10 protein-coding genes are annotated in these 10956 nt (G+C 42.4%); 2 read left to right on the forward strand and 8 right to left on the reverse strand.

Going from position 1 to position 10956, the window contains the following annotated elements; genetic code table 11:
- Nucleotides 1-15 precede the first annotated feature (15 nt).
- The 8 genes from moaC to surE all read right to left on the reverse strand — a co-directional run bounded on the left by moaC (nucleotide 16) and on the right by surE (nucleotide 8073).
- Nucleotides 16-522, reverse strand: coding sequence for a cyclic pyranopterin monophosphate synthase MoaC (gene moaC / locus EI164_RS06180; RefSeq protein ID WP_192519106.1), 507 nt, complete (start codon nucleotides 520-522; stop codon nucleotides 16-18).
- Between the two features lie 24 nt (nucleotides 523-546).
- On the reverse strand, nucleotides 547-1257 hold the full coding sequence (locus tag EI164_RS06185; protein ID WP_192519107.1) for a molybdenum cofactor guanylyltransferase: 711 nt from the start codon (nucleotides 1255-1257) through the stop codon (nucleotides 547-549).
- 8 nt (nucleotides 1258-1265) lie between these two features.
- Nucleotides 1266-1796: a molybdenum cofactor biosynthesis protein B gene (gene moaB / locus EI164_RS06190; RefSeq protein WP_192519108.1), complete on the reverse strand. Its 531-nt coding sequence runs from the start codon at nucleotides 1794-1796 to the stop codon at nucleotides 1266-1268.
- Between the two features lie 212 nt (nucleotides 1797-2008).
- On the reverse strand, nucleotides 2009-3115 hold the full coding sequence (gene moaA, locus EI164_RS06195) for a GTP 3',8-cyclase MoaA (RefSeq protein ID WP_192519109.1): 1107 nt from the start codon (nucleotides 3113-3115) through the stop codon (nucleotides 2009-2011).
- 98 nt (nucleotides 3116-3213) lie between these two features.
- Entirely contained in the window at nucleotides 3214-4509 is a 1296-nt protein-coding gene (gene glp, locus EI164_RS06200; protein WP_192519110.1) for a gephyrin-like molybdotransferase Glp, read from the reverse strand.
- A gap of 369 nt (nucleotides 4510-4878) precedes the next feature.
- Nucleotides 4879-6183: a lytic murein transglycosylase gene (locus EI164_RS06205; RefSeq protein WP_192519111.1), complete on the reverse strand. Its 1305-nt coding sequence runs from the start codon at nucleotides 6181-6183 to the stop codon at nucleotides 4879-4881.
- Nucleotides 6184-6276: 93 nt separating this feature from the next.
- On the reverse strand, nucleotides 6277-7074 hold the full coding sequence (locus tag EI164_RS06210) for a peptidoglycan DD-metalloendopeptidase family protein (protein WP_192519112.1): 798 nt from the start codon (nucleotides 7072-7074) through the stop codon (nucleotides 6277-6279).
- A 177-nt stretch (nucleotides 7075-7251) separates the two neighbouring features.
- A complete protein-coding gene (gene surE / locus EI164_RS06215; protein WP_192519113.1) occupies nucleotides 7252-8073 on the reverse strand; it encodes a 5'/3'-nucleotidase SurE in 822 nt (273 codons plus the stop codon).
- A 615-nt stretch (nucleotides 8074-8688) separates the two neighbouring features.
- Between surE and EI164_RS06220 the strand changes: the two genes are divergently transcribed.
- Entirely contained in the window at nucleotides 8689-9123 is a 435-nt protein-coding gene (locus EI164_RS06220) for an MCR_0457 family protein (protein ID WP_192519114.1), read from the forward strand.
- 508 nt (nucleotides 9124-9631) lie between these two features.
- Nucleotides 9632-10798, forward strand: coding sequence for a D-alanyl-D-alanine carboxypeptidase family protein (locus tag EI164_RS06225; RefSeq protein WP_192519115.1), 1167 nt, complete (start codon nucleotides 9632-9634; stop codon nucleotides 10796-10798).
- The last annotated feature ends 158 nt before the right edge of the window (nucleotides 10799-10956 follow it).

A 10956-nucleotide genomic window follows, 5' to 3' on the forward strand; every position in this document is an offset into this window, starting at 1 on the left:
TTTATGCTGATAGTCTTATTTATGTTGATAATCAGACTTGCCACCTGTCTTTTTAATCAGACGAACACCATCAATAATAATGTCATGTGACAGTGCTTTGGTCATATCATAAATAGTCAGACAAGCCACACTGACCGCTGTCAACGCTTCCATCTCAACCCCTGTTTTATGGGTCACTTTGACAGTTGCGCTCACATCAATACTGTGGCTGGCATCATCATAGTCAAAACTCAAACCAATCTTATCTAACGGCAATGGATGACAAAGTGGAATAAGATCGTGCGTACGTTTCGCCGCCATGATGCCAGCGATATGCGCCGTTTGGGTGATACTGCCCTTTTTGGTCATGCCATCCGCTGCTTTAATTTGGGTATAAATCTCGCTTGGAAAGCGCACTTGTCCAACAGCGTAAGCTTCGCGTGTCGTGGCAGTTTTGTCACTCACATCGACCATGGTGATGTCACCGTCGCTGTCTAGATGGGATAAGGCAGATTGATTGGTTTCTTGGCTACTAATATTCATTGATAATTTCTCTCAATAGACTTTTTATAAATTACTTAAAGCCACACATGCCTGCTCAAAATCTTCAGGGGTATTAAAATTGGTCAAGTGCTGCCAGCTCTTTGCAAAGGGTACAGGTTGTACAATCGGCTTAATAAACGGTATTACTCGGCGCTGATGACTATCGATATAGGCTTGTAAATCAGGCTCAATACTTAACTGATAAAGCCCCAATAATGGATATAAATGATGCGCATCTGTCAAACAAATCGCTTTTTTATCAACAGCTTGAACAGTCGCTTGTTGCAATTCGCGCCATAAGTCAGTCACTGGTATCAAACTGTCACAGCTGACAACCAGCAGCCATGATGACGGACTGACTTGAGTGACTTCTGAGCTATTGATAGCTATCAATCTTTGCATAGCAGACTCTATAGCAGCCAATGCACCAGCCGTATCCATCTGCTCATCGCTCTCATGAGCAACATAATCAGAGATATGAAAAGCTGGTGAATGTGGCCGGCTTTTCATGAGTTTTACATCAACCTCAAAACCGCGTCCGTTGTCTGCAATCATAATAGGCAGATTCGTATTCACTGCATTTAGCTCAAGTGCATGACGGACATGATAATCTAATAGGCGCTCCCCTGTCGGCAAAACGAGCTCCGCTTTGGGCGTACCCATACGTTTGGATGCGCCACCAGCCAAAACAACAATACCGGCCAAACTAGCCAAAGGGTTAAAAGCCTTCATCATTGACAACATCAATCGTGGCTTGGGTTTTGAGCCATAAAATGCGGCACAAAATTGCAGGGACGAGTACGGCTATCAAACTGCTCTTTTAAGATATTTTCCCAGCCCGTACGGCACGCGCCAGATGAGCCAGGTAAGCAAAAAACACCTGTGCCATTTGCCATACCTGCCACTGCACGAGATTGTACAGTCGACATGCCAATCTCATCTTTTGAGATTAAACGGAACATTTCACCAAAGCCATCGATGGATTTATCAAACAGTACCTTTACGGCTTCAGGCATACTGTCTCTGATAAAGAATCCCGTACCACCAGTCGTAATAACCGCATGGACGCTTGGATCGGCAATCCAGCCACTAATCACCGCTCTTATTTGATAAATATCATCAGTGATCAGCTTACGGTCTGCCAAGTGATGCCCTGCCTCTACCAGACTGTCTGCCAAGTATTGACCAGAGGCATCTTCTGCCAAGGTGCGACTGTCTGAGACAGTTAAAATAGCAATATTAAGCGGGATAAATGCCGCAGCGGGTTTGCTCATAAATATTCCTTAATAGACAGGCGATGTCGTTATTAAAATACTAGGGCGTGTCTTCATGTCAAAAATGGTGATAAAAATGAGATAAATTGCCGTCAAACAAGGAAAATAGCGCAGATAATATCGGGATATTAACCAGCTATTTGACGATGTTTGGAAAAATTCAGCCATTTTTAGCCCATTGAGATAACTATCGAGTGAATTGAATACACGCCCTAGCCACCAATGATAGATAGATTATGCATGATACCGCTATTAGCGTCATGTAAATGGTGATGCTCAGGCTTAATCGGCATAAAGTCATGTAACGTATTCACGAGTCCTTGCACATCACCTGCCTGCAAATGCGGGCGGATATCATAGTTACCTTGATCAAATAAGCACAAATGCACGCGACCTTGGCTACTGACTCGCAAGCGGTTACAGGTATCACAGAAATGTGCAGCATAAGGCGCAATCATACCGATACGCCCTACGTAGTCGGGATGACTGTACTCTACCGCTGGGCCATCATCGCTACCACGGTCATGTGACTGCCAGCCATTCTCCAATAAATAATCTATGATACTGTCAGACTGTGCGTGCTGAGCAAAAAATAAGTCGCTATTATCACTGGTCTGCATAAACTCAATAAAACGATAAGTAACTTTTCTATTTTTGACATAATCGATGGCGTTCAACAGGTTTTCAAACGCGGTCTCTGCCATTAAGATGCTGTTAATCTTGAGCTTGATATCTGTTGTTTCTAACAATGTGTCCATATCGGCAAGTAGCTGCGGCAGACTATCAAAGCCTGTCATCTTATGAAAGGTCGCGGCATCAAAGCTGTCCATACTGATATTCAGCTGATTCAATCCAGCAGCTTGCCAACTGGCTAAATGCTTGCCGAGCTTATAGCCGTTACTGGTCATAGCAACCGTCTCAATACCGTTAGTCTGCTTGATAGTTTTGATAATCTCTACGACATCACGGCGAATGGATGGCTCACCACCCGTGATTCTAACTTTTTTGGTGCCGACTTGCGCAAACCCACGTATTAATGTGGCAATTTCAGGAATACTTAGCTCATCATCGGGACGCTTACCTTGATAACCATTTGGTAGACAATACTCACAGCGAAAATTACAAAAATCAGTGATAGATAAACGCAGATAAGTCAGACGACGTGAAAACCCATCGGTCAGAGGCTGGGTGTATTCAGATGCATGCCCTGCATGTACAGGCGCAGCGATAGACGACCGACCATAGTCATCGGCTATGGCCGTATCTGATGGTGGCACATACCAGTGGGCACGGCCTATTTTGACGTTATCATTATTCATACGTTACTTATTATTTGCATTTAGCAGAATTTAACTATTTGAGATCCATGAAATGAAGGCCAATTAAATGACTGTAGCTATTCGTTAAGTGGATCGTCTTAAGTATATAGCCAAGGAAAAGGTTGTACGGTCACTGTGTTGTGTGCAGCGACATTACCACTGTCTTTATCTAATACAATAAAGCAATTGGCACGGCTAAGCTGCTTTATTCTGTGCGATTGCTGACTGGAGAAACACTCAACGGTATAACTGCCCGCTGCGTTTTGTGTCAACACACCGCGCTGAAAATCTTTGCGACCGACTGACTTTCTAATGTCATTAGTGAGCGTGGCTTGAATACTCAGCTGTATAGGCTGCTCTGATGAGTCCGCACCAGACATCTGCCACAGCGCTGGCATCACAAATTGTAGCGCGCCAACCACGGTAGAGAGTGGGTTGCCCGGTAGCCCAAAGTACAATACTGGCTTATCCATATCTTTATTTAATTCACCAAATACAAAAGGCTTGCCTGGTTTCATAGCGACTTTATAGTGATTAACTTGTCCTAATTGCTCGATAACTGTGGTCAAAAAGTCATAATCACCGACCGACACACCTGCTGTCGACACCAGTACATCACACTCTTGCATAGCGTTATTGACCGCAATCGTTGTCTGCTCTAAGTCATCAGGAATAATACCGTAATCACGAATGACAATCGGTAGATCTGCTAGCAAGCTTTTTAAAGTTGGTGTATTGGAGTTATAGATTTGTGCCAAACTTGTCAGATCGTTACCGACAGCCACAAGTTCATCACCAGTCGCTAGAACGCCTACCGTCAACGGCTCAAATATACGGACGTGACTGATACCTAAGTTTGCAAGCAAGCTAATATCGGCAGGATTGATACGCTTCCCATCTATTAAGACAGCTTCGCCCGACTCAATTTCTTCGCCTTGTTTGCGAATATTCTTATCAATCTGGGCAGTTTGGGTGAGCGTAATATTATAAGGCTGTGATTTGTCTAGCGTAGCTTTTATCACGGAAAAATCGGTGTTCTCCTGCATAATGACGGTATCGCAGCTATCTGGCACCACGGCGCCCGTAAAGATACGTACGCCCTGTCCTGCTGCTAGCTCACCTATGTAGGCACAACCCGCCTGAGACTCTCCGATGATTTCAATTGAGCTGCCTGCTGATAGCTCACTGCCTTGAGCAATCGCATAGCCATCCATCGCAGATAAGTTCTGTCTGGGTACATCAAAGGGTGAGACAATAGTTTGAGCCAGTATTTGATTGAGGCTGTCCAACAGCTCACAAGTAGCAGCGGTTCTATTTTGGAGTGGCAAATCTTTATTATTATAATTATCTATGCGCAACTTGATGGCTGACTGTAGCTCTTCCACGGTAATCATAAGGGCAAACTCTTTTGGTTATTTTAGCTTTTGACTGTTATGACTTATAGTCATTCTAATTATTAGTATTGGCAAAGCCAGTTATCTATAGCGTATCTTGATTCCAAAAATGGAGACACGCCATAGAGTTTATCATTCATCATACAATTTTTCTTGTAGCAATGTCATTTCTTCATATTTAACATTGTGATTGACACGTAATTTGAGCTTAATTTCCAACTGCTCTATAGACGTCGTTATAATTATTGATAACAAAGAATGATAGGTTAACGCAAAAAAGCACCTTCATAAGGTGCTTTTTTATACCGAGTATTTTACTATGACGTGGTCTTAACAGTGGCTATGAAAAATAAAAGCCAACAGCCTCTTTCACCATGAGGCCAAGGAAGACGCGCTACGCTGAGAGATAAAACCATCTGGCGTCTGACCATTGTCTGCTTGCCAGCGTTGGAATGCCTTGCGCGTATTGGTTCCGACGATACCATCCGTGCCTTTTGTATCGTAACCTGCATTGGTAAGACGCTGCTGTAAGTTGTGTACTTGACTGGTCGATAGTGGACGCTCATAGCGTGGCCATGACTTTTGTAGACCACCCTGACCAGCAAGTGCTTTACCTAGTAAGCTCACACCTAAAGCATAGCTTGATGAGTTGTTATAAACCCTAATTACATCAAAATTTGGGCTTAGCAATAACACTGGGCCATCTTTACCAGCTGGTAGCCATAGTTCCATCTGCGTATTTGCATCTAACGATACATCCGCTATCGTGTCGACACCCATGGCTGCCCATTTAGCAGCAGACTGTTTACTACCAACTGATGAGTAATCAAATGAAGACGGAATGGTTGCTTCATAAAATGGCGCCAAACCACGAACCCAGCCTGAGTTACTCAGATAATTAGCAGTAGATGCTAGTGCATCGCTGGTTGACCATGGGTTGCGATGACCGTTGCCATCACCATCGACGCCATGCTTAAGCCAAGTAGCTGGAATAAACTGCGTCTGTCCCATGCCACCCGCCCAAGAGCCATCAAGTTGTGACCATGATACATCACCGCGCTGTAACAATGTCGCTAGTGACAATAGCTGAGTTTCTGCAAACTCTTGGCGACGACCATCATAAGCGAGACTGCCAAGCGAGCTTGGCAAACTACTACTGCCAGTCACCGCGCCAAATGAAGACTCCATACCCCAAATAGCGGCGATAATTTCGGCATTGACACCATACTGTGATTCTAATTGCGATAAATAGCCACGTTGCTCAGCAAACTTACGCTTACCAACACTCACACGTCCACTAGATACTGCAGAATCAACATAATCCCATGGCATTTTAGAAAATTCTGGCTGTCCAGAATCTAGCGAAATAACCTGCTGATTTAAGTGCGCTAGGTCAAGTAATCGACGAACGGTCGACGCATCATTGCCAGATGCAATGGCTCGCATAGAGAAATCTGACTTCCAGTCATAAAAACTGTTATAGCTTGGCTTAGCAACTGTTTGAGGCTTAGCAACTGGCTGCGGTGTTGGTTTAACTTGCACGGTTTCGGTTTGGGTAATTTCAACATTACCTTGACGCACGGGTTTGCTCGTTTTTTGTGTCGCTTGCTGACTGACACATCCGGCCACAACCAACACTGGAAAAAGCGCTATATACTTTCTTTTTAACATCATAGAAATTCTCAGGTATGAATAAGTACAACGACTCAAATAATACAAGGTTATGAGAGTCGTTGTACTGAAGCAATGAAAAACATTGCGTCAAATTTAACGTCCTAATACCGCACGTGGATCTACAGGATTGCCATTTAAGCGCACTTGAAACTCCAAACCAGCTTGGTTAGTGTTTCCACTGCTCCCCATATTTGCAATACGTTGACCCCGTTGTACTGTATCACCTTCTTTGACAAGCAATTCGCTATTATGTGCATAGGCAGTGATATAGTCATCGCTATGACGAATCATAATAAGATTGCCGTACTCTGTGAGACCATTACCTGAGTAAAGCACGGTTCCAGACTGACTGGCAAGCACTGGATCTCCAACATTACCAGCAAACCACATGCCCATCGTACCAGCATTTGCATCAAAATTACGAGTCACTTGATTGCTAGTCGGATATTCATAACCTGAGGTTGCATTAGCTGTCACTGCATAGACAGGACTTTGTGAATTATTATTCGTTGGCGTACTGGTTGTAGAAGGTGTATAGGTTGTTGTTTGTGGCGTTGTAGACGTATTATTAGTCACAGTCTCTGATGTGCCCTCCCATAGTTTCAACCATTGACCACTATAAATAGTATATTTGCTGTCTAAATTATTGAGGGCACCAATTTGGCGATAACTAATGCGGTAGCGTTCAGCAAGTTGACTGACGGTATCACCGCGCTGAACACGATGATAATTTGGAACGCCTTGGGCATTGGTAACAATCTGAGGTCCCGCTTGATTGACTGTTTGATAGGTGGGCTTGGTTGCACAGCCTACCATTGTCAAGGCTGCTACGGTCACAGTACCAACCAATGCCGTTTTTACAAAGCGCGATCCAGCAATAAGCTTCTTCATACAAGATTTCCTATTCTTTACGTTACTCACAAACTTCTTGTGTGACTCACAAGCATTTTGCTAACTTTTGTACCACTTAAATGTTTGATAACCACCATCATTGATAATTTGATAGCACTCACTTTCGTTTAGCTTTGATAACTTACTCTATTACCATTCATCATTCATATAGCCAGCTTATAAAACGAGCGCAGAGAGCTTATCCAACGACTCGACTGGTGTATGATGGAGTCGCACTGGCGACAAACTAATATAACCTGCTGCCACCGCTTGGTCATCCGTCAATTTTACTACAGATGAAGGAACGTTTTGTGACTGGTGATCTGTCTTTGTTTCTGACAATTCATGTTGTGATTTACGTAACGAAAGCCAATAAGCATCTCGCCCACGTGGATCCACTATATGTTGTACAGGATGGGCAACCTGACGATGCCCCAATGATGTTATTTTCCGACCTTTGATCTCATCGGCTTTATCAACATTAGGAATATTAACGTTTAATACATGATAGGGCAAATTTTTGCAGATATCTAATATTGAGGTTTCTTTCAACAGTTTTACTATCTCATTTGCCGCTATCTGATAATGGCCAACGTGCTCCTCACCTTTGGACCCAGCACCTACTAGCGAAGTCGCAATCGCTGGTATACCCGAAAGCTGTGCCGTCAAGGCGGCACCAAAAGTTCCAGAAAACATAACATCCTGCCCTAAATTGGCACCTGAATTAATACCAGTAATCACACAATCAAAATGTGTATCCTGATAAAGCTCATGCAATGCTAAATAAATACAATCAGCAGGTGATCCATTCACCGCTATAAAACCAGAAGGCAATTGATGCGTATGCAATGGCGTTGTGACGCTCAATGCACTAGAAAAACCGCTTTGCTCACTGTTTGGCGCTACTACCACTACTTCACCAATAGTGGACAATGCTTGATACAGTGCCAATAGCCCTAGAGCATACACCCCATCATCATTACTTATTAAAAATTTCATTACGACTCAATATACTTATAAATGACTGGCTGTCCACTTATGAACTTTTGCCGTATTAAAGTTGCTATAATCACATTTAGAAATGGTAGACTCATACTATTCCATACTACTTTCATAGCTATACCTTATTGACTAAGACACACTATGAATCAATAAGAAAACTGCACAACCCTATAGGGCATGCCCTGATATTAAGGGCGAAGCTCAGAGAACTATTATAGCCATAACAAAATAGCATAGTATGAATATCGAAAGTGATGGCACAATCATAGTTATATAAGATTATACCTTAATAGTACGCTAGCACGAACCCAACCTTTGCTCGGGAGTTATCTATTTTTTTATTGTACTAGGGAATATCCTAATAATGCTGCCTGCATGCTCATCGAGCCAATAAAAGCATAAATCTTCACGTTACAATAGGCAACAACCAACAACAATATAAACTTATATTTTTATGCTGACGTAACTTACAAGTATATGCTACTAGTATGTTGCTAAGAAATGACTTTGGCTCACAAGATATCTACACATAAATCAATATTTTATGTGACTTTTGTTTTTTTAGCCATTAACATATGACCATTAAATAAAGATAAGCGAGTGTAATGCTGAATGAAAAATCAATCGATATTATCTATAACTTCTGTCATAGCGAAAACCGCATCAAAAATTGGGCTCGCAGGACTGATAACGTCTGTTGCCATGCTATCGCAAGCATCTTTTGCGGCAAATAATTCCGATACCACAATACCTTTAGATATGGCTGGCATCAACATAACCAAGCATGAGATTGCGGTTATGCAAGTACTATCTGAGATATGCCCACCAATGCTTAGTGGCAACCAAAAACAGCGCTTTTATCAATCTTATAACGTGCAGCTGCACGAGCTGATGCCATCTTTAGAAGATCCAAAAGCAGCGATCCAATATCTATCAACTCAACAGGATTATCGCCAAATCTTGCAAAGTATCCGTAGCTGGACGATGGGTTTCTCAAAACAAGAAAACAAAGCACTATGCGAAGACTTGGCAAATGCCGAATATTAATCATGCTATGAAATACTGGCAACTCTATAACCTACAACGACACTATGAACAATAAGCAGTATGGATAATACCATTGACCGTTAACGACAACAAAACAGTGACATTATCGACCTTAACATACTGAGTTATTGCTAATAAAATACAAGGCTATAAGAGAAATAAACTTGCTGTATTTCCGCTTGCAGAGGACAAGTGGTACAGCAGGTTTTTTTGTGGCGTGATCTTAGTAGCATTATATTTATGATGATTTAAAAAACGCTAACCTTCTTTATAAGTACGACTCTTTCTTTATATTCATCGTCTGTTTTTTGCATTTATCGATTCCCCATCGGTTGTCATTTTGCTAAGATAAGACGTTAATTTTATGTCTGTCGCTCAGCCGTCATTGCTCTTATTAATACGTTCTTTAAACAAGATTTTTGATGAGTGCTGTTTAAAGAACGTACAAGGTCTAGTACGAGATACAAGCGATAGATACATTTGGTTTCATGATGCGGTGTAACGATATATGACAGTAAAGCGTGTAAAAAATCAGCTTGTACAGCTGGTCGTTGGTGTAAGTGTTTCAATGAGTGCAATGGTAGCAAATGCGGCTATTCAACCTCCTGAGATGGATAATACCGCCTATGTATTGATGGACTATAATACGGGTGAAATCTTGGCACAGAAAAATGCCAATGAGGCATTGCCGCCAGCATCACTAACGAAAATGATGACCAGTTACATCATTGAACAACGCTTAGAGTCAGGTGATCTCAAAGAAGACGAACAAGTATTAATGAGTCAAAATGCCTGGTGCCGTGGTAGTAGCAGCCAATCTTGTATGTATGTACCAGTAAATAAAACAGCCAGTGTGATCGATATGCTGCGCGGTATTATCATTCAATCCGGTAATGATGCCTCACAAGCTATGGCCGAGTACATTGCTGGTAGCGAAGACTCATTTGCTATTTTGATGAATGAGCAAGCAGCAAAGATTGGCATGGAAAACACTCATTTTGTCAACTCTACTGGTATGCCTGACGAAGGTCATGAAGCCTCTGCTTTAGATCTGGCCAAACTGGCACGTGCAATTATTAAAAATAGTGGTGACTATTACAGCATTTATGCAGAAAAAGAGTTTACCTATAACGGTATCACGCAAGGTAATCGTAACGCTCTACTTGCAACCGACCCGACTGTCGACGGCTTAAAAACGGGTCATACCAATGCTGCAGGCTATTGCTTAGTTGCTTCAAGCAATCGTGAAGATATGCGCCTGATTTCTGTCATCATGGGCACAAAGAGCCCACAGGCCCGTGCGGATCAGTCACGCGAGCTGCTCAACTGGGGCTTTGGCCACTTCACCACTGTTACTAAAGCACCTACAGGGCAGTTTGTCAGCAAAATTCCAGTATGGCTTGGTGAAGCAGACGAAATCGAGTTGGCCACTGCTGACAATTTACAGATTCTAACCAGCAAAACGCAAAAAAATAAAATCACAACGGTGGTTGATATTCCCGAAAGCATCGAAGCCCCTATCAAAAAGGGTCAAGAGATCGGCAAAATGATGGCCGTTATTGATGGTAAAGCAGTAGCCTCTGTTCCTGTTGTTGCGACAAGCGATATCGAACAGTCAGGCTTTATGAGCCGTACTTGGCAACGTCTAACACGCTGGATACAGAACCTCTTCTAACGATAAAAACATACATCGGCGACTTATCTAATAACAATATCATTTAATAAAAAAGACGCTTAATATTAAGGCGTCTTTTTTATGTCTATAATAATATATGCATTAGACCTCTTGCAAAAGTAGTTGTAAGACACAAAGTATATTATTGAACTCTACTT

The sequence above is a fragment of the Psychrobacter sp. FME13 genome (genome assembly GCF_014861395.1).
GTDB lineage: Bacteria > Pseudomonadota > Gammaproteobacteria > Pseudomonadales > Moraxellaceae > Psychrobacter.